Origin of the sequence: Domibacillus antri (genome assembly GCF_001936625.1) — a bacterium.
In the GTDB taxonomy this organism is placed as follows: Bacteria; Bacillota; Bacilli; order Bacillales; family Domibacillaceae; genus Domibacillus; species Domibacillus antri.
In genome coordinates this window covers 19,367-44,235 of the sequence record NZ_MSDU01000003.1, presented here as the reverse complement: position 1 = coordinate 44,235, position 24,869 = coordinate 19,367, and the positions used below count along the sequence as shown (strand labels likewise).

The window sequence follows — 24,869 nt, the reverse complement described above, 5'->3', positions numbered from 1 at the left end:
GGGAGGACCAGGATCTTGGTTAAACAAAATAATAAATTAACCATAGAAAATCTAAATCTTTCTTATGATGGAAAGAGGACAATCTTTAAAAATGTCTCCGCTCATATAAAGAAAGGTGAGTTTGTCAGCATAGTCGGACCAAGCGGCTGCGGAAAAAGCTCATTATTAAATGTGATAGCGGGATTTGTCCAGCCTACAAGCGGTGAAATATACGTCAATCAAACACCTGTTAAAAAACCGGGACCGGATCGCGCTGTTGTCTTTCAGGATTTGGCTCTTTTTCCATGGCTGAATGTCATCGACAATGTAGCATTCGGCTTGAAAATACAAAGTATGGACAAGAAAGAAAGAATCGAAAAAAGTATGGAGGCCATTCAATTAGTCGGCTTATCCGGTTATGAAAACGCCAGTATTCATGATTTATCCGGTGGAATGAAACAGCGTGTGGCGATTGCACGCACGCTCGTCACAAACCCTGAAATTTTATTGATGGATGAACCTTTCAGTGCACTGGATGCACAAACAAGGGAAAACATGCAGGATGAATTGATGCGCATTCAAGAACAAACCGGTATGACGATTATATTGGTCACACATAGCATTGATGAAGCCGTATATTTATCGGATCGAGTGGTCGTGATGCAAAATGGCGGCGGCGAGATTCTGGATTTAATCGACGTTTCCCTTCCGCGTCCCCGCAATTTGGAGGTGCGGTTGACGCCCGCATTTAACGAATACAAAAGACAGCTGATTCAACATTTAAAAGAGGGCCATGTCCACAAAGGGGAACAATCCGGTTCGGGAATTTAAGAAAGATGGAGGAAGAAAAAGTGAAACATATAACAGCAAAGAAGAAGTACTCATTACGCTTATTCATGTTATTAACAATAATCACGCTCATTCTTGCGGGATGCGGCGGCAATTCGGAAACGGATGAGGCAGCAGAAGAAAATGCCGGTGAAACCATTCGCATTGGCTATGTCAATATTTTGTCTAATGCACCCGCCGTTATAGCGGAAAGTGAAAAGTTGATCGATGCACAGGGATTGAAAAGTGAATTTTATTCTTTTTCAAATGGACCTGATTTATACAAAGCGTTATCTTCGGGGAAACTGGATATCGCCTATGCCGGCGTTCCTGCGGCTGTCAACTGGGTTTCCCGCGGTGCGGAAATTAAAGCGATCGCAAAAGTAAGTGACGGGAAGTTCGGCCTGATGGTAAACCCAGACTCGGGCATTGAAAGTGTGGAAGATTTAAAAGGGAAAAAAATCGGTTCTATTGTGAAAGGGAGCGGGGCGGATGTTCTTCTTCGCGGACTCGTCTTGCCGGAAGCGAATTTAGCAGAATCGGATGTAACGATTACCCAAATGCAAATGCCTGTCATGGAACAAGCCCTCAGCAAAGGAAGCGTTGATGCAGCGGTCGCTGCTGAACCGTTTTTATCCATCGCTGAATTGCGCGGCGTAAATGTAATAAAGGAAATGCCGGACCCTGCCCTTGTGATCTTAGCGACAGAGGACTTGTTGAGCAGTCAGCCTGAGACGGTCGAAAAATTTATGGCAGGCCATAAAGAGTCCATTCAATTTATTCAAGAAAATAAAGATGAAGCTGCTGATATTTTGGTGAATAACTATAATGTACCGGGTATCACAGATCAAAACGGCAAAGCATGGGAAGCAAAAGACGTCCTGCTAAAAGCGTTAGAGCGTCACAGCTTTGATGACAAAATAACGGAAGAAGATTTTGCCTTTTATCAAGAAGTGGCGGATATGAACTATGAGTTGAAAATGATTGAACAGCCGTTTGATGTAGAGGCCATGTTTGATCAGGGTTGGGTAGAGTAACATGATCGGCTGGAAAAAGTGGGTATGGGGAAGTTTATCGATTCCGTTTCTTTTTCTTGTTTGGACAGCAATCGCAAGCCGCTATCCTGATCTTATTTTTCCGGGACCTCTTGTTGTTATTAATGAGTTTACAGTGCAATTGGCATCGGCGGAATTTTATGACCATGTCGGGATCAGCTTATATCGTTTAGGGATCGGATTTAGCATAGCGGCGGTTAGTGCGTTTCTCGTTGGCACGTTAGCGGGTTTAAGTCATCCGTTTCGGTTGTTTTTGAACCCGATTGTTTCTTTTTTTCAGGCAACGCCTCCAATGGCGTGGGCGCCATTGTTTATCCTTTTGCTCGATTTAGGGAATGCGCCGATGATTGCGGTCATCGTCATGGCGGCCTTTTTCCCGATCCTGGTGAATGTGATACAAGGGATGGAGTTAATTAAACAGTCGCATATAAGAGCCGCCTTGAGCTTCGGGGCCAATCGTTTTCAATTAGCCCGGTATGTGTATTTGCCTGAAGTAATGCCATCTGCCTTCAGCGGTGTGATTGTCGGCTTTGGGATTGCGTGGCGTTCATTGGTCGCGGCCGAAATGATTGGCGGCGATGCCGGGATTGGATGGCTCATTTCAACGAGCGGCCAAATGGCGAATTCTTCTCTCGTTATGGTAGGGATTATTACAATCGGCTTGATGGCTTTATTCTTTGAGCTCGTCTTGTTACAGCCGCTAAAGAAACGATTTGCTTCCTGGGCACCGCGTTCATAACAAAATTTGAAGATTGAAGCAGCTATGTGTATGAAAAAAAGGGCAAATGAAAAGCGCTTTAAAACGCTTTTTATTTGCCTTTTTAATGCCAAAATGAGCGGATAAAATGGGCTTATCTAACATGGATTTTGCGGGCGTGGGTCCGAAAATGATCAAACAGGTCATTAAAAAGCATAATGCGATGACATTGCCGTAATTAATCGGGTTGTTTTACTCGATGATCCGAATTTTGAAACGTTATGGTTAGTGAATGTGATTGTCATTTATAAAAAAGGAATAAATAAAATAGCCAACAGAAAAGAGCGTCCTTAAAAGCAGGGGCCGCTCTTTTCTGTGTTCGCGCAATTGGATTATGATTTAATTAAACGAATACGGATAAGCAGGGGATAAAGAATAACCCCCAATAAAAACAAGCCGATCCCTAACGTAAATGTCGTCCAGTCAGCCGTTCCAGATTTGATCACCCATACGGAATATATGAAGGCAAAGAGAGCGATTATGCCATTCGATATACGCATTTTTTCGCCGGGATTGTACGTATCCCCTTTCACGGTCATTTTTAAAAGAAAGGCGGCGGATACCAAATAAGGAATTAAGTAAGCAAGTGTCGCCGATGTTGTTAAAAATGTATAAGCTTCACTGATTGTTCCTGAAATCGTTGAGAAAATAAAAATTTGAGACATCATATTTGTCACAGTTAAGGCGCGGACAGGGCTGCCTTTTTTGTTTGATTTCGCAAAATAGGCAGGGAAGATCCCAGTCTTAGCAGCATGATAAGGTATTTCTGAACTTAACAAAATCCAGCCAATCGTTGAGCCGAATAACGAAATGATCGCTAAAAGAGCCATAATTGTGGCGCCCGTATCGCCGATCATGACAGAGAGGGCATCGACAAATGGTTTATCTGATGTTTTTAATACTTCTTGAGGAAGCACACCCATGATTAATAATGTAATCGCCATGTAAATAACGAGTGCTATGAGAAGTCCTGTTACCGTTGCCCGGCTGACATCCCGCTGCGATTTTGCCCGTCCGGATAAGATAACAGCCGATTCAATGCCGACAAATGCCCATAAAGTGGAGATGGCGGCCAGGTTAATTTGGCTGAGCAGCCCGTGCGATGTTCCTTCTCCATCAACAATGGGTGTATATAAATCCCCGATAGTAGATAAATCAAATGCAAAAAGAGCGGCTGTAATAATGAGCATGAACCCGATCACTTTTGATGCGGTTGCAACGAAGTTTAATTTACCGGCACTCGTCATACTTGTTATTAAAATAAAATGAGTACCCCATAATAAAAGACTGCAGACAATAAAAGTTACGATTCTTCCCAATCCGATTTCTTGAGATCCGGCTGTGAAAAGAATATATTCGCTCCTCATAATAGGGAAAAAAGTAGACAAATATCCAGCGAAACTGGTTATGATCGCGACATTGCTGATCCAGTTTGCTACCCAGTATCCCCACACCATTGAGAATCCAGCTGTTTTTCCGTATTTGGGGTTATTAAATAGTGCACGGGCATAACTTTGTGGCCCGCCTGTTAATTCCGGCTGTCGATTCGAAAGCGTGCTGAATACGAGTGCGATCATTAATACACCAAAACCTGTAAGCAGCCAGGCGATGGCAACACCTAATGGACTCGCCATCTGCGCTAATGTGCTGGGCAGCATAAAGATCCCGGAACCGACCATATTTCCAACGACAATAGCGGTTAATAGCCAAAATCCCCATTTCTTCTCCATTTCTATATCCTCCTAATGAAAAAACGCAAAGGAAAAAACCTTTGCGTTTTAAATAAATGGTTATACCCCCGCAAACTATCTCAGCATAGCTCTCCACAGAAAGAATCTGTGACAGTTTTACACCTGTTTGATGTAAACCCAGTATAGAAAAATAAAATGGATTTTTCCTACTTCGGCAATAATTCCTTTCGACATACAATCAACAGTCCCATCAGACTTCAAGTAAGCTACTATTAATTATTGCAACCTCTACCCCATCGAGATAGTAATGAGGGTTTTATATTATATTTATATAGTTATGAAAGTAGCAAATACCTTTCATATTTGTCAATTTAAAAAATCATTTTGAATATTCTATTTAAGATTCTGAACGTTTCAATCGCTTCATACGACATAGTGAATTAGAATTTTCTGTAATCATATGTTTTCTTTGTCAGTCTATTGTTATAATGATGTCATCAATGCATAGACGGAGGGTTTTAATTTGGAAAATCATACACATCCGCTGCTGGACCAATTGTTAAAGACTGTGCCTGTTTTAAAGGGAGCGCTGCCGATTGATTCAAATATGACGATTATCGACGAGAATGGTGTTTGTCTCGGTTCCTTTCCGGGAGAAAAGTTTAATCTGGGCATTAAAGCAGGAGAGACGGTCAGCCGGGAGACGCCGCTTTTTGCTGCAGTGAGAGAAAATAAGAAGATGGTCATGAAAATTCCGGAACATTTGTATAATTTGCCGCTGACTGCCGGCGTTGTGCCGATTCATGATGAAAACAGACAGGTGATCGGCGGTCTCGGCGTTGCACTTGAAACGAAATATGAGAAAATTTTAAAAAAATTTCATGAACATGTGGAATCGTCCCTTACTGCTGTCAATACAAATATGGAAAAAATGAATGACGGAGCCAATTCGCTTGTGTCGATCAGCAGTACGCTTGCAGAGGAGCAGAAGCAGTCGGAAGAAAAACTGAAAAAAATTGATGATATCATTCAAAATATTAACTATATTGCAAAAAACGTCCAGCTCTTGGGGATTAATGCACGCATTGAAGCGTCGCGTGCGGGAGAAGCGGGGAAGGGATTTGCGGTCGTCGCGAGTGAAATACAAAAATTATCAACGAATATATTCGAATTTACATCCATTATGGAATCGTCAATTAGAGATGTGCAGGAAGTGGTGCAGTCCATCTCTGGATCAATCGGTCATATTGTGGAAGTCGGTGATAATCAATTAAAAGGAATTGAAGAAATTAATCTGTCTCTTCGGGAAGCAATGCAAATATTGGATACATATTTAATAGAGGAAAAGAAATAAGACTTGCTGCGGCAAGTCTTATTTTTTTAGACCGTTTTGAATGCCGAACCGGGCGTTTAGCTGCCCCTTGATCATATTACGCTTCATTTTTTGTTCACTTGGTTTCTTCTTCATTTCCTGTCTGATTTCAAACGTCCGCACACCATCTTCCATCTGGTTGGCGATATCCATTAACGTCTCAACGTCCGCGAATGAATATTTTCGTGTACCGCGGTCGGACCGCCCGGGGAAAATGAGCCTCCGTTCTTCGTAATAGCGGATCTGTCTTTCTGATAATCCGGTCAGCTCACTCACGATGCCGATGGTAATCACTTTTTTTGTTTTGTACGTTTTTTCTTCATCCGTCATACACTCACCTCAAACAGGTTTTAAATGTATTATATCGAAGTTATGTCAAAAGTGTAACGAAATAATGTTATTTAATATAACATAAATGTTTATGTGTTAGATAATATTACACAATTCATGACAGCTTCTTATTTGTTATCTATAATCAAATCTATCAACAGCCACTGAGGAGGATGTTAAGATGAATCAAGAAAAAATCGTTATGATTGGAAATGGAATGGCCGGTGTACGCTCGGTTGAAGAAATCTTGAACCTTCGTCCGGATCATTTTCATATAACGATATTTGGAACAGAAAAGTATCCGAACTACAACCGTATTCAATTGTCGAAAGTATTGCAGGGAGATACGACTATTTCAGATATTACGCTCAATGACTGGAGCTGGTATGAAGAGAACGGAATTCAACTTTATCCGGGAGAAACCGTTGTGCGGGTCGATACAGAAGCAAAGCTGGTTCAAACAAGTAAAGAACGCATTGTTCCTTATGACAAATTAATTATGGCAACAGGGTCTCTTCCATTTATCGTTCCAATCCCTGGTGCGGATAAAGAAGGAGTAACGGCATTCCGCGACATTCAAGACTGTGAAAAAATGATGAGTGTGTCAAAAGAATACAAGAAAGCCGCCGTCATCGGCGGCGGACTTCTTGGCTTGGAAGCCGCGCGAGGACTGTTGAATCTGGGCATGGATGTCGATGTCATTCATTTGTCCTGCACGCTGATGGAGCGGCAGCTGGATGAAACAGCGGGCAGCCTGCTCCAGAAAGAACTGGAAAAGCAGGGCGTGAATTTCTTCATGAATAAACAGACAGCTGAAATTTTTGGGGATGAACGGGTGGAAGGCATCCGGTTTAGTGATGGAGAAACGATGAAGACGGATCTCGTTGTGATGGCGGCGGGGATTCGGCCGAATGTTTCGCTCGCTCAAGAAAGCGGCATTGATGTAAACCGGGGGATCCTCGTCAACGATTACATGGAAACGAATATTCCGGATGTATACGCAGTCGGTGAATGTGCAGAACACCGGGATGTGGTATACGGTCTCGTTGCACCGCTTTATGAGCAGGGAAAAGTGATGGCGGCACGCATTTGCGGTGAGCCGGCAGCAGGTTATGCGGGTTCTGTTTTATCTACGCAGTTAAAAGTATCCGGGGTTGATGTCTTCTCTGTCGGTGAAATAACAGAAGACGAAGAAACAAAAACGATCAAAATGTTTGATGATTGGAAAGGGATGTATAAAAAAATCGTCATTCGCGATGGAAAAATGACCGGAGCGGTATTATTTGGTGATACGAGTGAAGGAAATAAACTGCTTCGTTTGATCAATAAAAAGGCGGATGTGGAAGAATACATGGGCGCCGCTGAAGAAGCCGCGGGAAATATGGCGGCGGCAATGGCGGACGGCGAACTCGTCTGCGGCTGTAGCGGTGTCACAAAAGGTACCATCACGACGGCGATCCGTCAAGATGGGTTAACAACATTTGAAGAAGTGAAAGCATGCACAAGTGCTTCGCGGTCATGCGGCGGCTGTAAACCGCTTGTGGTTGATCTTCTGGCGCATACGCTCGGCGATCAATTTGAGAAAGCGGACCAAAAAGAACCGGTTTGCGGCTGTACGACATTATCACGGGATGAAGTGGTCGAATCGATTCGTAAAAAAGGGCTGACGCATACACGTGAAGTGATGAATGTTCTCGGCTGGCAAACAGAAGATGGCTGCTCGAAATGCCGCCCGGCGCTTAACTATTATCTCGGTATGATCAATCCAATGGAGTATGAGGACGAAAAGGAATCGCGTTTTGTCAATGAGCGGATGCATGCCAATATAAATAAAGACGGTACGTATTCAGTTGTCCCGCGTATGTACGGCGGTGTCACATCGGCGAAAGATCTCCGTAAAATTGCGGATGTAGCAGAAAAATATGACGTGCCGCTTATAAAAGTAACCGGCGGGCAGCGCATTGATTTATTTGGTGTCAAAAAAGAAGATTTACCTGATGTATGGGCTGACCTGGATATGCCATCCGGTTATGCGTACGGAAAAACGCTCCGCACCGTCAAAACATGTGTCGGTGAACATTTCTGCCGGTTCGGAACACAGGATTCCATTAGTATGGGCATCGCGATGGAGAAAAAATTTGAACGAATCGGTACGCCGCATAAAGTGAAAATGGCTGTATCCGCCTGCCCGCGAAACTGTGCGGAATCGGGTATTAAAGATATCGGCGTTGTGGGTGTGGAAGGTGCATGGGAAATTTACGTCGGCGGCAACGGCGGCACACACTTACGGGCAGCAGATTTATTATGCAAAGTGAAAACGAATGATGAAGTGCTTGAGATGATTGGCGCGTTTATGCAGTACTACCGTGAAGATGCGGTATATCTGGAGCGGACATCTGTTTGGGTCGAGCGTGTTGGCCTTGATCATATTAAAGAAGTGCTGGCGGACAAAGCGGCGCGCGATGCGTTCAATACGCGTATAGATGAAGCGTTGTCAGTTACAAAAGAACCTTGGAAAGAAATCATTGAGAACAAAAAAATCCGGAAAGAATTGTATGAAACAGAACTTGTCAGCTTAACAAAATAAAGGAGGCAGTTGAAATGGAAAAAACAATTGAAAAAGTAAAGGCCGCGTCGTTTCAGGAGATGCCTGAAAAGATTGGTCAGACCATTCGGATTGGTTCGGTGGAAATTGCCTTATTTAAGCTGGCAGACGGCCATGTTCGGGCGATTGAAAACCGCTGTCCTCATAAAGGAGGTGTGCTCGCTCAAGGGATAGTCAGCGGCGAGCACGTCTTTTGCCCGATGCATGACTGGCGCATTAACACGACAGATGGAAAAGCGGCTGCACCGGATCATGGATGCGTTAAAACATATGATGTGAAAATTGAAGGGGACGACGTCTACATTTTTGTGTAAAAGGAGCGTGGCGGTATGAGTTTTGTTAAGCCGGACCAAGTAGTTGAAAACATGGTGCAGGCAGGGGCGATGAAGGCGGGCCTGCCTGTGAAAGATTTACTTTTGAGAAGTGCGCTTTCCGGTGTTTTTTTAAGCTATGCGGTCACGCTGGCCATGACGGCCACATTGCAAACCGGAGCCGGCATTGTCGGCGCGCTATTATTCCCGGTCGGCTTCGTTCTGATTATTTTACTGGGCCTGGAACTGGTGACCGGTAACTTCGCGCTTGTTCCGCTGGCTGTGCTTGAAAAAAGAGCAACGATGAGCCAGCTGTGGTCGAACTGGTCATGGGTCTTTATCGGCCACATCATTGGTTGTTTATTTTATGCCATTCTTTATTACGCAGCATTCCGTCATGCAGCGGATCAATCGGTTATTGAGCAAATTGTCAAAACAGCTGAAGCAAAAACAATTGGTTATCAGGCACTGGGCAGTGAAGGGTTTGTCGCTGTATTTATTAAAGCGGTGTTGTGCAATTGGATGGTGGCGCTCGGTGCGGTGATGGCGATGACAACAGAAAGTGTCATCGGTAAAATAGCGGCGATGTGGCTGCCGATTTTCATCTTTTTTGCGCAAGGGTTTGAACATGCAGTCGTGAATCTCTTTGTCATTCCGGCCGGCATGATGTTCGGCGCGGATGTATCCATGGCCGATTGGTGGATCTGGAATCAAATTCCAGTCACTATTGGAAACATTGTCGGGGGTTTATTATTTACCGGGATGGCGCTCTATGCCACGCATAAAAAGAAACAGGCACCGGCATCCGTTATCGTGGCGAAAACAGGAACAGAATAGGAGGCGGCCCGGATGGGAGAAGTGTATATCGTCGGCGCGGGACCGGGTGATCCGGACTTAATTACAGTGAAAGCCTTAAAAGCGATTCAAAAAGCGGATGTGGTTTTATATGACCGTCTTGTCAATAAGCAGTTATTAAATGTATCCAAACCTTCCGCTGTCCGTATATTTTGTGGTAAATTACCTTAGTGCCATACGATGAAGCAGGATCGAATTAATCGGCTTATGGTGAAATACGCCGCCAAAGGTAAAATGGTCGTAAGGTTAAAAGGCGGCGATCCGTTCGTTTTTGGCAGAGGAGGAGAAGAAGCGGCCTATTTAACAAAATTCGGTATTCCTTTTCACATTATTCCAGGTGTGACAGCTGGCATTGCAGCTCCGGCTTACGCGGGCATTCCTGTTACTCACCGTGAGTTTGGCAATTCGTTTGCCGTTGTGACAGGTCATCAAATGAACGGGAAAAAGGAAGTGAACTGGGCACATTTAGCGGCCGCCGTTGATACAATCGTCGTATACATGGGCATGAAGCACTTGCCGGACATCTGTCAGGAATTGATGAAAAATGGACGGAGCGGCGGGACAATGGCAGCCATTATCGAACAAGGAACAACATTGAATCAGCGTGTGGTGACCGCACCGCTTTCCGGTCTTGTGGAAGAAGCGGAAAAGTACGCGATTTCGAACCCGGCGATCATCGTTGTCGGCGACGTGGTCAAATGCCGAGAACTGTTGCTGAAGGAAGTGGTGGCCGCTGCTTATTAAAAGATTGGTCAATTGATAAAGCAGATTTGTGCGTAAGTCACAAATCTGCTTTATTTTTTTTCCCATACATAACGGCTTGATTGTATACTAAAAGAAAAAAATCGAAGGAGCAATCAAACGTGGGATACATAAAGCCTGAACAGGTTATTGAAAATATGGTGCAGGCCGGAGCCGTAAAAGCGGGCATGTCCGTTAAAGATTTACTGATTAGAGGTGCGCTTGCCGGCGTTTTTATCAGTTATGCCGTCACGCTGGCGATGACGGCTTCTATTCAGACAGGGATGGGCATCGTTGGCGCACTTATCTTTCCGGCCGGCTTTGTCATGGTGGTGCTGCTCGGGCTGGAGCTTGTCACGGGCAACTTTGCGCTTATTCCGCTTGCTGTTTATGAGAAAAAAGCATCGGCCCGTCAAATGTGGTCGAACTGGGGCTGGGTGTTTATTGGTCATATAATTGGCTGTCTGTTTTATGCTTCCCTTTACTTTATTTCGTTCCGTTTTTCGGCCGATCAATCGGTTATTGACCAAATTGTAAAAACAGCCGAAATGAAAACAACCGGATATGAAGCGCTTGGCAGTGCAGGACTGGCAGTCGTTTTTGTGAAAGCTGTTTTATGCAACTGGATGGTGGCGCTCGGAGTCGTCATGGCGATGACGTCAAGCAGTGTCATTGGCAAAATAGCGGCGATGTGGCTGCCGATTTTCATCTTTTTTGCACAAGGTTTTGAACACGCCGTCGTTAACTTATTTGTCATCCCAGCCGGCATGATGTTTGGTGCGGATGTGTCGATGGCAGACTGGTGGCTGTGGAATCAAATTCCTGTTACACTCGGCAATCTTGCCGGAGGGGCACTCTTTACCGGTGTGGCGTTATATGCAACACATAAAAAGCGTCCGATAGAAACATCGGCTGCTGTTGAAACGGAATAAAATTGAAATGATTTGACGTGTCATCGTTCCTCCTGTACCATTATCTTTAATTCGAGATAAATAATGAAACGGAGGAACAAACATGAAACATATTTTTCAGCAAGGGAAAAATGAACATGTATTGCTTATGCTGCATGGTACAGGCGGCACCGAGCGGGATTTGCTGCCGCTTGCACAAGCTGTAGACCCGGAAGCATCTGTGTTAAGCGTCCGCGGCAATGTACTAGAAAATGCAATGCCACGCTTTTTCCGCCGGCTCGCGGAAGGTGTTTTTGATGAAGAAGATTTAATTTTTCGAACAAAAGAATTAAATGAGTTTCTCGATGACGCGTCAAAAGAATATGGGTTTGACCGCGGTTCGATTATTGCGATTGGCTATTCAAATGGGGCAAACATTGCGGCAAGCCTGCTTTTCCATTACAAAAATGCCTTAAAAGGAGCTATTTTGCATCATCCGATGGTGCCGCGACGGGGAATTAATTTGCCTGATTTAACCGGAACGCCGGTCTTTATGGCGGCAGGTGAAAACGATCCGATGTGCCCGCCGCAGGAAACGGAAGAGTTACAGCAGCTGCTGGATCGTGCGGGCGCGGCCACAGCCGTTCACTGGGAACAAAATGGCCATATGCTGACCGGAACAGAAGTACAGGCGGCAGCTGCATGGTATAAAAAGAATGTGTGACTCACACATTCTTTTTATTTTACCATAAATGAAAAATATTGTAATATATATGGTGATAATGAATCATTGGAGGCGGATGATGATAGAGATTGTATTGAAGCGGATTGTCGATAAAGAGGGACGGGTCATCATTCCAAGAGCTTTGCGGGAACAGCTGAATATACATCATTTGGACTCCGTTATCATGACTCAGGAAAACGAGTCGGTTATTCTTAAAAAATATGACCCTGAACAGGCCCGGGAAGAGGAGCGGGTGTGTATGATGACGGGCGTGGCTTCAAAAAATCATTGGCGGTTCAGTGGGGATATTGTCCTAAGTAAAGAAGGTGCAGTCTGGCTTTTGGACGAAATTCAGTCTATGAGGATAAAAGTTGGCGTATAATTCAAAACATGCTATTTTTAAGAGTGGAAATCAATAGAAGGAGAACGAATAATGGATTTTATGACTCTTTTAAAAGCGGTGATCCTTGGTATTGTCGAAGGATTGACAGAATTTGCACCGGTCTCTTCAACGGGACATATGATTATCGTCGATGACATGTGGCTCCAGTCGCAAGAATTTTTAGGAAAGTATGCAGCAAATACGTTTAAAATCGTGATTCAGCTTGGTTCGATATTAGCTGTTGTGTTTGTCTTCAGAAATCGGTTCATTGATTTACTTGGATTAAACAAAGAAACACGTGGACAAGGCGGCCGCCTTCGTTTGACGCACGTTATAATAGGTTTACTTCCAGCCGGGCTGCTTGGTGTTTTGTTTGAAGATTATATTGACGAACATTTATTTTCAACGGAAACGGTGTTAATCGGTCTCGTTGTCGGAGCGTTTTTAATGATTGCAGCTGATTTAATCGGCGGACGGAAGCGAAAAGTGGAAACGGTCGATCAAATTACGTATGGACAAGCTCTTTCAGTCGGCCTCATTCAATGTTTGTCGCTGTGGCCGGGCTTTTCCCGCTCAGGATCTACCATTTCGGGCGGTGTTTTGCTTGGGATGAGTCATCGGGCAGCTGCGGATTTTACATTCATTATGGCGGTGCCGATCATGTTCGGCGCAAGTTTTCTTTCTCTTTTGAAAAACTGGCAATATTTCACGATCGAAGCGATGCCGTTTTTCGTTATCGGGTTTATTAGCGCATTTGTGTTCGCATTGATCTCAATCAAATTTTTCCTGAAATTAATTAACCGTGTGAAACTGATCCCGTTTGCCATTTACCGGATTGTGCTGGCGGCGGTTATTTATTTCTTCTTCTTGTAAAAGCGGGGCTTCAGCTCCCGCTTTTTTTGTTTGGATTTTACCATGGAGGGTACACTACGAAAGACGAATAGAAAGGAGGAGATAGGCATGTTTCATTATACAAGAGATGTCCATTTAACTGTGGACGAAGCTGCGGAACGCATTGAAGAAGAGCTGCAGAAAGAAAAATTCGGCGTGCTCTGGTCCTTTAATGTGAAAGAAATGCTTAATGAAAAAGGACTCGACTTCGATCAACATTATAAAATATTAGAAGTATGCAACCCGGTTGAAGCGAAAAAAGTATTATCTGAAAATCCGCTGGCGGGCTATTTTCTTCCGTGTAAAATGGCCGTGTATGAAGACAAGGGGCAAGTGAAAATCGGCATGCCGAAGCCGACCATACTGATCAGTCAGGTGGATTCAGCGGATCAAACGTTGAAAACAACGGCAGAGGATGTTGAACGAAAAATGCAGGCCGCTATTGACCGCGTTTGATTTGTACAAACAAAGCATGATAAAATAACGAAACGAATCGAAACCGCAGGCCGCCGTCTGCGGTTTTTTTATAACGGAGGACAAAGTATGAATGAAACAAAACTGGAGCAGTTAAAAGGCATTATCGCCGGCGTGAACCTTGATAATGGCGATGATTTTGATTATTCGATGGAAGAGCTGAAAAATCTGGCGGACGCCTGCGGGATTGATGTTCGCGGAGAAATGACACAAAACCTGCCTCGCATTCATTCAGCCCTTTACATGGGGACAGGGAAAGTGGAAGAATTAAAATCACTTGTTGAATATGAGGAAGCCGACGTCGTTATTTTTGACGGAGAATTATCGCCGTCACAAATTCGCAACCTGGAAAAGGAGCTGGAATGCGAAGTAATCGACAGAACGATGCTGATTTTGGATATTTTCGGCCGGCGGGCAAAGACGAAGGAAGCACAGCTGCAGGTGGAAATGGCGCGCCTTCAATATATGCTGCCGCGTCTTGTCGGGACATATATTGCACTCGGACGCCAGGGGGGCGGATCAGGTTTTAAAAACCGCGGCGCTGGTGAAACAAAACTCGAGCTCGACCGCCGGAAAATTGAAACGAAAATCTCGTATCTCCGCAAAGAACTGGCGAAAATTTCCGAACAGCGCACGGTGCAAAGAAAGCAGCGCAAGAAAAACAATATGCCGGTTGCGGCTCTCGTTGGTTATACAAATGCCGGCAAATCAACGGTAATGAATGCGATGCTGCAAACGTATGAAGGCGGCGGATCGGAAGTTTTTGAAAAGGACATGCTATTTGCCACGCTTGATACGTCTGTCCGAAGCATTACATTGCCCGACAAAAAGGAATTTTTACTGGCTGATACGGTGGGCTTTGTCAATAAGCTCCCGCATCATTTAGTAAAAGCATTCCGCTCGACGCTGGAAGAAGCGGCGGAAGCGGATTTACTCGTTCATGTCATTGATGTATCCAGCCCACAGCACTGGACGATGATCGACATTACTGATAAGACACTCGAGGACATCGGCGCGAAAGACATGCCTGTCATTTACGCCTATAATAAAGCGGATCTTGCCGGTATCGATTATCCGGGAGCATCCGGGAATTCGGTGTATTTATCTGCAAAAGAACGGGCCGGTATTTTGGAGCTGACGGATGTGATGAAAAGTCATCTGTTTAAAGAATACGTGCGATGTGAATTGTTAATCCCGTATGATGAAGGGGACATTGTCTCTCACTTTAATGAGCAGGCCGCGATTATTGGTACATCCTATGAAGAAGACGGCACAAAATTAACCGTTGAATGCCACCGGGCTGATTATGAAAAATATAAAAGATATGTTGTAAAGTAAGAGAACAATTAGCGCGGTGCTGTTCCATAAGCTGCAGATAACGAAGGACGGCCGGATTCACCGAAAATCCGGCCAAAAGAAATAGGAAGGAGATTTTTTGATGAACGTTTGAGACATCTCCGCTTATTTCAATACATCATGGTCTACATACCGTTCGCCATTCAGCTCGCTGATGACGTTAATGGCCACTTTTGCTCCATCACCAGCTGTAATAATGGTATGGACGCTTTGACCGGCAACGGTTCCCGCCGCCCAAATGCCGTCGACGTTTGTTTTTCCAGCTGCATCTACATCAATCACCGTTTTGATACGAGGCTCAGTGCCCTCTTTCGTTTTTAAACCGATCGCTTCAGCAAGTGAGACCGCGACGCCTGTTGCAAGAACCACATGTGCCGCTTCGAACGATTCCCCGCTTTCTGTTTCGATCGTGAAGCCGTTTTCATTTTTTTGGATGGTTGTCACCGATTCATTTTTCCAGTCTGTTCCGAATTTTTCCGCCTGCTTTTTCCCGGCCGCAATTAAATCAGGACCGGAGATTTCAAGAAGTCCTAAATGGTTTTCCAGCCACGCGCGTTTTGTCATTCCTTTGTCATTATCAAGTACCAATGTTTTCTTGCCCGCTTTTGCTGAAAACAGCGCCGCACTTGCACCGGCAGGCCCTCCGCCGATAATCGCAATCTCATACATGAAAAAAATCCTCCTTTATTCAATCTATAATTAGAATAGTAGCAATAATTGAATAATTATTCAATGAATAAACCCGCTGATCCACATGATGCAGCGGGTAAAATCATTATCTTCTAAACGGCATCCACCAGTTGGCGGTACCGAGCAGTTTCATTAAGCTTGGCACAAGGAGTAAACGTACAATGGTTGCGTCAATGGCAATCGCGATTGCGATGCCGATGCCGATCTGTTTAACAGGTACTACACCGGTAAAAGCGAAAGCGCCGGTGATGACGATCATAATAAGTGCCGCGGACGTAATAATTTTACTTGTACCGGCAAGTCCTTCAACCGTCGCATATGTGTTATCGCGTGTTTCAATGTAATATTCGCGGATGCGCGATATTAAAAACACTTCGTAATCCATACTTAACCCGAAGACGAGACTGAACACAAGTACCGGTAAAATAAGTGAAATATCCGCCGGTTCCAGACCGAAGCGGCCGCCCTGGAACAGCCAGACGAGAATGCCGAATGTAGATGACAGGCTGATGACATTCATTAAAATCGCCTTCAACGGAATAATAATGGAACGGAATGCCGCCATTAAAATAAAGAAGGTCGAAATTAAAATAACAGCAAGCACCGGAATGATTTTATCGTAAATTTCATCGTACAGCTCCTGATTGAATTTTGGCTGTCCGCCAAATTGAATCCCGGCAGGCCAATATGCCGCACTCCAGTTACGGACAAGCGTCTGTGCCTCATCAGACGAAGCTTCCACGTTCAATGAAACGGGAATGAGCAGCTGCTCGCCTTTCACTAATCCATCGATCGCCGTCTGCAGCCCGGCAGCTTGCGGCTGTTTGATCATAGAAGCAAGCTGAGCAGGGTCGTCCAGACTGCTTATTGAAAATAACGTATCGACGCCGCTTACGTGATCCTCTTGTTCAAATTTATTTTGCAGCTCTTTCATGACGGTCAACCCGTCTTCGTTAAGCCAGCCACCGTCACGTTCAGCGATTGCATAGACAGTTGAAGCAGTCTCTTTCATAAATTCTTTTTCAATCGTGTCATAGGCGGTGCGAGATTCAAATGACGCTGGCAGTGCATCGGCACCCGGAATAGCCAGATTCATATTTTTGACCGGTAAAATCCCTGCTCCGAGAACCGCCAGAGCCAAAGTCGCGACCAAAACCGGCCGTTTCATCACAAAGCCGGCAAACGTACGCCAGCGGTTCGACGTGTCATGATTTGAGCGGATTATTTTCCATTTGTACACGCGGTCACCGAGGCATTTTAACATTGCCGGCAAAAGAGTCATGGAAGCAGCAACGGCGATCGCGATGACGGTCATGCCGCCGATGGCGACGTTTTTAAAAATATCGATATCGATCAGTAAGACGGAACCGAGCCCAATAAACACGCACATGGCGGAAAACAAAATCGAATGTCCCGCTTTGGAAATGGTCACATTTATTGCGTCGTCGATCGATCGTCCATTTGCGCGTTCTTCTTTGTAACGGTTGATAAATAAAAGAGAAAAATCGATGGACAGCGCAAGACCAAGCATCGGCGCAATGTTTAAAATGAAAATGGCCAAATCGACATAATCGGCAATAAAGGATAAAATGCCGAATCCGATTACGATCGTTACGCCGCCGATAATGAGCGGCAAAACAGAAGCGGCTACGGTGCCAAGTGCAAGCAGCAAGACGATCAGTGCAACCGGCAAGCCGATTAATTCCGCCCTTTTCAAATCATCCTGGCTTGCTTGATTGATGTCATTCGAAATAACAGGTCCTCCTGTCAAGAAAACGCCGTTTTTATCCTTAATGATGGATTGAACGTCTTCGATGACCGGGTCCATTTCGAGCGATTCATCGTCAAAATGAACAGCCGCATAAGCAAATTGTTCTTTCATAAATGCATTGTTGACAAGCGGCGAATCGATGGCGGAAGGTTCGCTCGTTTTCTCAATGTCCGTTAAAATAGATTGGATTTGACTTTGAAATTCTTCAGCGGACTGACTCTCTTCCTTTTCAAATAAAATAAGCAGTGTGTTTTCAGGATAGTGAAATGTGTCATGCAGTTCTTGCTGGACTTTTTCATAGTCGCCGTCTGTCCGGAACCCATCGCCTTCAAGCTTCGATGGCAGCTTTGTGGCAAAAAAGCCGAAAATGACAGCAATGATCAGCCAGGTGGCGAGAATGATTTTCCAGGAACGGATAATAGGTGTTGAATTGTTCAAAATGATAGCTCCTTTTTGTAGTCTCGTGTTTTATCATATCGAAAAATAGAATAGAATGGAAAAAATTTTAATGTAAGAATATATTGACAATGAAAATCGTTATCATTATAATGAAACTGTGAAAAACGTTCTCATTTAAAATGAAGGGAGGAGCGATATATTTCTTAAAATGAAAGGACAGTGTTCGTCCAGCCGGAAACGTCACAGTGAGACGTTCAGAGCTGCTTCATCAAAAGAGCCTGTTTAACGGACAACTACTTGCGTCGACAAGTTCTTTCCTTTACAATGAAATAGATAAGTTGTCAAAGGAGAATAGTGATGTACAAGCTGGATGACTCGCTAGGGTATAAGTTATTTCAGAGTTCACGGCTTATGACCAATCGGCTGAACCAGTATTTTCGTTTAAAAGGGTATCCACTCACACATGAGCAATGGCAGGTGTTAAGCCGCCTGTACGACCATGACGGTCAAACTCAGCAGTCGCTTGCGGTGCTGAATGAACGGGATGAACCGAGCGTTTCACGGCTTGTTGCGAACATGGAGCGGAATGGACTGATTGTCAGACGTCCTCACCCGACTGATAAACGCATTAATCTTGTGTTTTTATCCGAAGAAAGCAAGCGGATGAAAGACGTTTATAATGCGATAGCAATGCAGACGATTGCGGATGCTTCGGCCGGAATTGATCCGGATGAATTTGAGCAGTGTTTGCGTACGCTGGACCTGATTCGCCGAAATTTGTCATAAACGTGATTGCCGGTTCTCAATCGGCATCTATATTTTTCGGTTCAATTGAGAATGAGTCTCTCTATCACTATTTCAATGACAGCAATACGAAGGTTAGGACGAGTCATGAAAAAACGTTATTTAGTTGTTTTGCTCATTTTATTATCATTTACATCATTATTTGTCGGCGTGACAAGCATTTCACCGCTTGATTTGTTCCGGTTCAGCGACCAGCAGACGCAAATTTTCTGGCAAAGCCGTGTTCCGAGACTGATCAGTATTTTAATTGCTGGTGTAACGCTCAGTATAAGCGGATTTATTATGCAGCAGTTAAGCCGCAACAAATTCGTGTCACCGACAACAGCAGGGACGATGGATTCTGCCCGGTTCGGTATTTTAATCGCGCTCATCGTTTTTACGGCAGCGAGTCCGATTGAAAAAATGATCGTTGCGTTTATTTTCTCGCTTGCCGGCACGTTTTTATTTATGAAGATTCTTGACCGGATCAAAATGAAAGATCCGATTTTTATTCCGCTCGTCGGTTTAATGTTCGGGAACATTATCAGCTCCATTACAACGTTTTTTGCGTATAAACACGATTTAATTCAAAACATGTCAGCCTGGCTACAGGGAGATTTTTCGATGATTACGGCAGGGCGCTATGAAATGCTGTATATCAGTATCCCGCTCGTTATCATTGCATACATATTTGCAGACCGTTTTACGATTGCCGGCATGGGTGAAGATTTTGCGCGCAACCTCGGTCTGAATTACAAGCAGGCGGTTAATGTCGGTCTTGTCATCGTTGCCTTATCGACAACACTTGTTGTGCTGACGGTTGGACTTATTCCTTTTCTCGGTCTTGTCGTTCCGAATATTGTGTCAATTTACAAAGGCGATAACTTAAAAAACAGCCTGTCTGACACAGCGCTGCTCGGTGCGGTTTTCATTTTGTTTTGCGACATTCTCGGCCGAATTCTCATCTTTCCGTACGAAATTCCGATTGGTCTGACAGTCGGTGTCATCGGAAGCGGAATATTTATTTACTTGTTGATGAGGAGACGGGATTATGCGTGAAAAAAGCAAACTTATATTATTAGTCATTTTAGCGGCCGCATCGATCGCCGGCTATTTGTTTATTGAACTCGGACCAAACTGGGATTACGCGTTGCCGCGCCGCGCTGAAAAAATCGCCGCGATTGTGCTGACAGGTTCCGTTATTGCCATTGCGACGCTATTGTTTCAAACCGTTACAAATAACCGGATTTTAACACCAAGCATTATCGGTCTCGATTCGCTTTACATGCTCGTTCAGACGACGCTTGTATTTTTCCTCGGTTCAACTAGCTTGACGGTTATGAACAAGCAGGTTAATTTTGCGATTTCGGTCGGTTTTATGGTCTTATTCGCCCTTGTCCTCTACCGTCTGCTGTTTCGCCGTGAAGGCCAGAACATTTACTTTCTGCTGCTTTTAGGCTTAATTTTCGGTACGTTTTTCGGCAGCTTCACCTCGTTTATGCAGGTGCTCATTGATCCGAATGAGTTTCAAATTATTCAAGACCGCATGTTTGCGAGCTTTAATAATATTCAGACGGAAGTATTTATGATGGCCATCGCGTTAACAGGTGCAACACTTCTTTATTTAATGAAGTTTGTTAAATATTTGGATGTGCTTTCATTAGGGAAAGACACGGCGATCAACCTTGGCGTTGATTACGACTATACCGTCAAACGGCTTTTAGTCATTATCGCCATTTTGATTTCAGTAGCGACGGCACTTGTCGGTCCGATTACTTTCCTGGGCTTGCTCGTCGTCAACGTCGCCTATGAAATGTTTAAAACGTATAAGCACTCTACGTTAATTTTCGCATCCGCACTTGTGTCAGTCGTTGCGCTTGCCGGCGGGCAGATGCTCGTTGAACACGTGTTTACGTTTTCCACACAGCTCAGCGTGATCATTAATTTCATCGGTGGCATTTACTTTATTTACTTGTTATTAAAGGAGAGTAAAAAATAATGGTAGAAGTACATTCAGTCTCGAAATCATACGGATTAAAAGCGGTCGTTGATGATGTGTCAGTCAATATTGAAAAAGGCAAAATTACTTCTTTTATCGGTCCGAATGGTGCCGGGAAGAGTACACTTCTCTCCATTATCAGCCGGCTGATGAGCGCCGACTCCGGGGAAGTGCTGATCGATGGGCAAAAAGTGAAGGAAACGAAAAGCCGGGATCTGGCGAAGAAGATTGCCATCTTAAAGCAGTCGAACCATTTAAGCCTGCGTCTTTCTGTACGGGATCTTGTCTCGTTTGGCCGCTTTCCTTATTCGCAAGGCAAGCTGACGAAAGAAGATCACGTATATATTGATGAAGCGATCCGCTACATGGAGCTTGAAGATATGCAGGATAAATATTTGGACCAGCTGTCCGGCGGGCAAAAACAGCGTGCGTTTATCGCGATGACGATTGCCCAGGATACGGAATATATTTTACTTGATGAGCCGCTTAATAATCTGGATATGAAGCATTCCGTCCAAATTATGAAAGTGCTCCGCCGCCTTGCGGATGAGCTCGGCAAAACGGTGCTGATCGTCATTCACGATATTAACTTTGCGTCTGTTTATTCCGATTACATTGTGGCGTTAAAAGACGGCAAAATCGAAGCGCAGGGAACTGTCAATGAAATTATCACAAGCCTGACGTTAAAGCAGATTTATGGGATGGATATGTCGATTCAAGAAATTAATAATCAAAAAATTTGCGTCTATTTCAGCTAATAAAAGGAGAAAATCATGAAAAAATATATCTTGTTTATTGTAATGGCACTATTTGCGATGATTGCCGCAGCGTGCAGCTCATCGACATCCGGGGAAGAAACGGCAAAACCGGCGGAAGGCAATGAGAAACCGGCAGAAATAACCGTTACACATGATCTCGGTGAGACAACTGTTCCCGTTAACCCTGAAAAAGTGGTTGTGTTTGATTTTGGTACACTGGATACAATGGCAGAGCTTGGCATTGAGCCGGCCGGTCTCCCGAAAGAAAATATTCCGGATTATTTGTCGCAGTTTGAAGACGAAAAGTATGCCAACACAGGAAGCTTGAAAGAGCCTGATTTTGAAAAAATTAATGAACTTGCCCCTGATTTAATTGTGATTTCCGGCCGTCAAATGGACCTCTATGATCAATTTGCGGAAATCGCGCCAACGATTTATCTTGCAGTCGATACAGCTAACTACATGGAGTCATTTAAATCAAATGCCACAACAATCGGTGAAATTTTTGCGAAAGAAACAGAAGTAGAAGAGAAATTAGCGGCCATTGATGAAAAAATCGCCGCTTTGAATGAAAAAGCATCTTCAATGGAAGGCAATGGTCTTGTGATCCTTGCCAATGAAGGAAAAATCAGTGCATACGGTCCGGCATCACGTTTCGGAATCATTCATGATGTATTCGGCGTGAAACCGGCGGATGAAAAAATTGAGGTATCGACTCACGGACAAAGCGTTTCATTCGAATACCTTGTTGAAACAAATCCTGATTACTTGTTTGTTGTAGACCGCGGCGCAGTCGTCACGGACGGCGAATCTTCTGTGAAGCAGGTCGTTGAAAACGATCTTGTGAAAAATACAAAAGCGGTAGCCAACGACAACGTGATCTACCTTGATCCAAACGTCTGGTACTTATCAGGCGGCGGACTTCAATCCGTTCTTGCTCAGACTGATGAAATTGAAAAAGGCATTTCGGAATAATGAAGGGCTGTCTCGACGAATTATTGAGACAGCTTTTTTAGTGATTGTCGTAAATAATGGAAAGACTCCGGAGAGATCCTCTTCGGCTTTTTTCGTTTACCAAATGTTATCGTTTTTTAAGCTTAGACGCCTTCTGTATACTTATTCGTCTTTGAAGTAAAGTTTGTTTATAATATAGTTAATTGTAAACGGGTATATCGGTTTAAAAATTAGACATAGAGCAGCATTGAAAATAAGGAATCAAGAAAAATCCGGCCGATTCTAAATGCCATTGTTCTTAACTTATTTTTACAAATTTATAGAAGAGAAAGACAAATGGAGAGGAGGAACTGTTGGTGGAAGGATCGACAGTGCTTACACGTAATCATGTCCGCGTTTTTGGAAAGGGAACGAAGCCGATTGTGTTTGCACATGGATTTGGGTGTGATCAGCAAGTATGGAGTGAAGTGGTGTCTGTGTTTGAAAAGGAATATCAGGTCATTGTATTCGATTATGTAGGGTCTGGAAAGTCTGATAAAACAGCCTATTCACCGACTCGTTACAGTTCACTCGAAGGATATGCGCTGGACTTGCTGGAGGTGTGTGATGCGCTTGAACTTGAGAAAGTGGTACTGGTTGGGCATTCTGTCAGCAGTATGATTGGGGTACTGGCGGCGAATAAAAAGGCTGCCCTTTTTGAGAAGCTCATTATGATTGGCCCTTCTCCCTGTTATTTAAATGATCCGCCGGATTATTACGGCGGCTTTGAGAAGGAGGATGTTGATGCGCTGCTCAATATGATGGAGAAAAATTATAATGGGTGGGCGAAGTATTTAGCGCCTATTATAATGAAAAATGAGGAACGGACGAGCTTGACGGAGGGCTTTGAGCAGACGCTGTGCGCAAATGATCCTATCATTGCCAGGCAATTTGCGGAAGTGACATTTCTTTCAGATGTACGAGATGAGCTTCGCAAGGTGACGACGCCGACGCTTATATTGCAGATGAGGGATGATGCCATTGCGCCGGTGGAAGTGGGCGAATATGTACACGCACAAATCAAGAATAGTAGGTTGGTGCTCATGCAAGCGTCAGGTCATAATCCGCATATGAGTCATCCAGCAGAAACGGCAGCATGTATTCAGGCATATTTGGCAAAGTAGAATGGAGGATGTGTGATGGATGATCAGTTGAATTATGCGCCTTGCGGATATCTTGTCATGCAAAAAGATGGGCGCATTATGGAAGCGAATCAGACGATGCTCGATATGCTGGAGCTTGCTGGGCATGAGCTGGCGGATCAACACATTCATTCCATTCTGACGGTACCATCAAAAATGTACTACCAGACATATTTTACGCCGCTGATTTCCATGTATCAACGCGTAAATGAGATGTATTTGACGTTGAGGTCCAGGAAAGAGCATATTCCAGTTTTGGTCAATGCGATTGAGCGAGAGGGACGTATCGAGTTTGTGTTCATGCAAATGAAGCTTCGTGACGAGTATGAAAATGAGCTGATTTGGGAGAAGCGGCATACAGAATGGATTTTGCAGGAAACGAACGAGGCGTATTGGAAACTGCAGCAGCTGATGAGTGAACTCGAAAGCAAGAAACAAGAACTGGTGACGCTGAATGCGGAGCTGCAGGAGATGGCACTTTCGGATCCATTAACCGGTTTAAAGAACAGACGTTTTTTTCAGGAGCGGATGGCCGCTTTCCTGCAGCAGGCCGAAACAGAAGAGGTCCCTTTCTCGATCCTTCTTATTGATGTGGATCATTTTAAAAAAGTGAATGATACTTTCGGGCATCCAATCGGGGATCTGGTGCTGCAGGAGCTGGCAGTGAAATTAGAAAATGAAATACGTGAAGAGGATGTTGTTGCCCGAATGGGAGGGGAAGAGTTTGTTATCATCCTGTCACAAACAAGTGCGAAGAAAGTACGGATGATCGCGGAACGAGTCCGGAAGAATATTGCTTATAGCGTTTGGGCGCACACTGCAGTAACCGTCAGCATCGGCGCGGCCACATATGAAAAAGACGATACAAGCATTACGCTCCTGTCACGGGCAGACGGCGCTTTGTATCAATCGAAAAAAGAAGGAAGAAATCGAGTATCGTTTCAGTAAAAGCACTCAAGTAGCGTTCAGTCTGCGGGGTGCTTTTTGTTTTGAGAGAAATTTGAGAGAGACATTCAGTATAGTCAATCTTAAAAAGATCTTGATGATCAGTTAAGACAGAAACGAGGGTGGCTAACTCGCTGAAAAGAAGGAT

Annotated in this window: 24 protein-coding genes, 2 pseudogenes and 1 riboswitch; of the genes and pseudogenes, 22 read left to right on the top strand and 4 right to left on the bottom strand. The window is 44.3% G+C overall.

The window, feature by feature from the left end:
- Positions 1–15 precede the first annotated feature (15 nt).
- The 4 genes and pseudogenes from BTO30_RS00440 to BTO30_RS17895 form a co-directional block, all read left to right on the top strand.
- Positions 16–810 carry an ABC transporter ATP-binding protein gene (locus BTO30_RS00440; protein ID WP_211272803.1) on the top strand — a complete coding sequence of 265 codons (795 nt, stop codon included), beginning with the start codon at positions 16–18 and terminating at the stop codon, positions 808–810.
- A 20-nt stretch (positions 811–830) separates the two neighbouring features.
- Entirely contained in the window at positions 831–1,844 is a 1,014-nt protein-coding gene (locus BTO30_RS00435; protein ID WP_158023550.1) for an ABC transporter substrate-binding protein, read from the top strand.
- A gap of 1 nt (position 1,845) precedes the next feature.
- Positions 1,846–2,601, top strand: a complete 756-nt coding sequence (locus BTO30_RS00430; protein ID WP_075396748.1) for an ABC transporter permease — start codon at positions 1,846–1,848, stop codon at positions 2,599–2,601.
- 85 nt (positions 2,602–2,686) lie between these two features.
- Positions 2,687–2,794 (top strand): annotated as a pseudogene (locus tag BTO30_RS17895) (DsrE/DsrF/DrsH-like family protein); the annotation flags it as partial.
- Between the two features lie 157 nt (positions 2,795–2,951).
- Here BTO30_RS17895 and BTO30_RS00425 read toward each other — a convergent pair.
- Complete coding sequence (locus BTO30_RS00425) at positions 2,952–4,355, bottom strand: amino acid permease (protein WP_075396747.1); 1,404 nt, start codon at positions 4,353–4,355, stop codon at positions 2,952–2,954.
- Between the two features lie 72 nt (positions 4,356–4,427).
- A riboswitch (Lysine riboswitch) is annotated at positions 4,428–4,609 on the bottom strand.
- A gap of 224 nt (positions 4,610–4,833) precedes the next feature.
- Here BTO30_RS00425 and BTO30_RS00420 point away from each other — a divergent pair.
- Complete coding sequence (locus BTO30_RS00420) at positions 4,834–5,664, top strand: methyl-accepting chemotaxis protein (protein ID WP_075396746.1); 831 nt, start codon at positions 4,834–4,836, stop codon at positions 5,662–5,664.
- Between the two features lie 18 nt (positions 5,665–5,682).
- Here the strand turns inward: BTO30_RS00420 and BTO30_RS00415 are convergent, their stop codons facing one another.
- Positions 5,683–6,012, bottom strand: a complete 330-nt coding sequence (locus tag BTO30_RS00415) for a MerR family transcriptional regulator (RefSeq protein WP_075396745.1) — start codon at positions 6,010–6,012, stop codon at positions 5,683–5,685.
- Positions 6,013–6,193: 181 nt separating this feature from the next.
- Here BTO30_RS00415 and nirB point away from each other — a divergent pair, with 181 nt between their 5' ends.
- The 10 genes and pseudogenes from nirB to hflX all read left to right on the top strand — a co-directional run bounded on the left by nirB (position 6,194) and on the right by hflX (position 15,223).
- A complete protein-coding gene (gene nirB / locus BTO30_RS00410; protein WP_075396744.1) occupies positions 6,194–8,599 on the top strand; it encodes a nitrite reductase large subunit NirB in 2,406 nt (801 codons plus the stop codon).
- A gap of 14 nt (positions 8,600–8,613) precedes the next feature.
- The gene (gene nirD, locus BTO30_RS00405) at positions 8,614–8,931 is read left to right on the top strand and encodes a nitrite reductase small subunit NirD (RefSeq protein WP_075396743.1); all 318 of its coding nucleotides are present in this window, start codon (positions 8,614–8,616) and stop codon (positions 8,929–8,931) included.
- A 15-nt stretch (positions 8,932–8,946) separates the two neighbouring features.
- On the top strand, positions 8,947–9,765 hold the full coding sequence (locus BTO30_RS00400) for a formate/nitrite transporter family protein (RefSeq protein WP_075396742.1): 819 nt from the start codon (positions 8,947–8,949) through the stop codon (positions 9,763–9,765).
- A gap of 12 nt (positions 9,766–9,777) precedes the next feature.
- Positions 9,778–10,527, top strand: a pseudogene (gene cobA, locus BTO30_RS00395) (uroporphyrinogen-III C-methyltransferase).
- A 119-nt stretch (positions 10,528–10,646) separates the two neighbouring features.
- Entirely contained in the window at positions 10,647–11,456 is an 810-nt protein-coding gene (locus tag BTO30_RS00390; RefSeq protein WP_075396741.1) for a formate/nitrite transporter family protein, read from the top strand.
- A gap of 82 nt (positions 11,457–11,538) precedes the next feature.
- Positions 11,539–12,138 carry an alpha/beta hydrolase gene (locus BTO30_RS00385; protein ID WP_075396740.1) on the top strand — a complete coding sequence of 200 codons (600 nt, stop codon included), beginning with the start codon at positions 11,539–11,541 and terminating at the stop codon, positions 12,136–12,138.
- Positions 12,139–12,217: 79 nt separating this feature from the next.
- Positions 12,218–12,520: an AbrB/MazE/SpoVT family DNA-binding domain-containing protein gene (locus tag BTO30_RS00380; RefSeq protein WP_075396739.1), complete on the top strand. Its 303-nt coding sequence runs from the start codon at positions 12,218–12,220 to the stop codon at positions 12,518–12,520.
- Between the two features lie 51 nt (positions 12,521–12,571).
- A complete protein-coding gene (locus tag BTO30_RS00375) occupies positions 12,572–13,393 on the top strand; it encodes an undecaprenyl-diphosphate phosphatase (protein WP_075396738.1) in 822 nt (273 codons plus the stop codon).
- An 87-nt stretch (positions 13,394–13,480) separates the two neighbouring features.
- Positions 13,481–13,867, top strand: a complete 387-nt coding sequence (locus BTO30_RS00370) for a DUF302 domain-containing protein (RefSeq protein WP_075396737.1) — start codon at positions 13,481–13,483, stop codon at positions 13,865–13,867.
- 87 nt (positions 13,868–13,954) lie between these two features.
- Positions 13,955–15,223, top strand: coding sequence for a GTPase HflX (gene hflX / locus BTO30_RS00365; RefSeq protein ID WP_425429436.1), 1,269 nt, complete (start codon positions 13,955–13,957; stop codon positions 15,221–15,223).
- Between the two features lie 123 nt (positions 15,224–15,346).
- Here the strand turns inward: hflX and BTO30_RS00360 are convergent, their stop codons facing one another.
- Together BTO30_RS00360 and BTO30_RS00355 are read right to left on the bottom strand one after the other, a co-directional pair.
- Complete coding sequence (locus tag BTO30_RS00360; RefSeq protein ID WP_075396736.1) at positions 15,347–15,910, bottom strand: FAD-dependent oxidoreductase; 564 nt, start codon at positions 15,908–15,910, stop codon at positions 15,347–15,349.
- Between the two features lie 106 nt (positions 15,911–16,016).
- Positions 16,017–18,140, bottom strand: a complete 2,124-nt coding sequence (locus BTO30_RS00355) for an MMPL family transporter (RefSeq protein ID WP_245796268.1) — start codon at positions 18,138–18,140, stop codon at positions 16,017–16,019.
- A 318-nt stretch (positions 18,141–18,458) separates the two neighbouring features.
- Here BTO30_RS00355 and BTO30_RS00350 point away from each other — a divergent pair, with 318 nt between their 5' ends.
- From BTO30_RS00350 to BTO30_RS00320, 7 genes are all read left to right on the top strand, one after another.
- Positions 18,459–18,887 carry a MarR family winged helix-turn-helix transcriptional regulator gene (locus BTO30_RS00350; protein WP_075396734.1) on the top strand — a complete coding sequence of 143 codons (429 nt, stop codon included), beginning with the start codon at positions 18,459–18,461 and terminating at the stop codon, positions 18,885–18,887.
- 105 nt (positions 18,888–18,992) lie between these two features.
- Positions 18,993–19,943, top strand: coding sequence for an ABC transporter permease (locus tag BTO30_RS00345; protein ID WP_075396733.1), 951 nt, complete (start codon positions 18,993–18,995; stop codon positions 19,941–19,943).
- Positions 19,936–20,883 carry an iron chelate uptake ABC transporter family permease subunit gene (locus tag BTO30_RS00340; protein WP_075396732.1) on the top strand — a complete coding sequence of 316 codons (948 nt, stop codon included), beginning with the start codon at positions 19,936–19,938 and terminating at the stop codon, positions 20,881–20,883. Before BTO30_RS00345 ends, BTO30_RS00340 begins: the two co-directional genes overlap by 8 nt.
- Positions 20,883–21,641 carry an iron ABC transporter ATP-binding protein gene (locus BTO30_RS00335; RefSeq protein WP_075396731.1) on the top strand — a complete coding sequence of 253 codons (759 nt, stop codon included), beginning with the start codon at positions 20,883–20,885 and terminating at the stop codon, positions 21,639–21,641. The genes BTO30_RS00340 and BTO30_RS00335 overlap by 1 nt, the downstream gene beginning before the upstream one ends.
- A gap of 15 nt (positions 21,642–21,656) precedes the next feature.
- Positions 21,657–22,616: a siderophore ABC transporter substrate-binding protein gene (locus BTO30_RS00330; RefSeq protein ID WP_075396730.1), complete on the top strand. Its 960-nt coding sequence runs from the start codon at positions 21,657–21,659 to the stop codon at positions 22,614–22,616.
- Positions 22,617–22,951: 335 nt separating this feature from the next.
- A complete protein-coding gene (locus tag BTO30_RS00325; protein WP_211272802.1) occupies positions 22,952–23,758 on the top strand; it encodes an alpha/beta fold hydrolase in 807 nt (268 codons plus the stop codon).
- A 15-nt stretch (positions 23,759–23,773) separates the two neighbouring features.
- Positions 23,774–24,724, top strand: coding sequence for a GGDEF domain-containing protein (locus tag BTO30_RS00320; protein ID WP_075396728.1), 951 nt, complete (start codon positions 23,774–23,776; stop codon positions 24,722–24,724).
- Positions 24,725–24,869 lie beyond the last annotated feature (145 nt).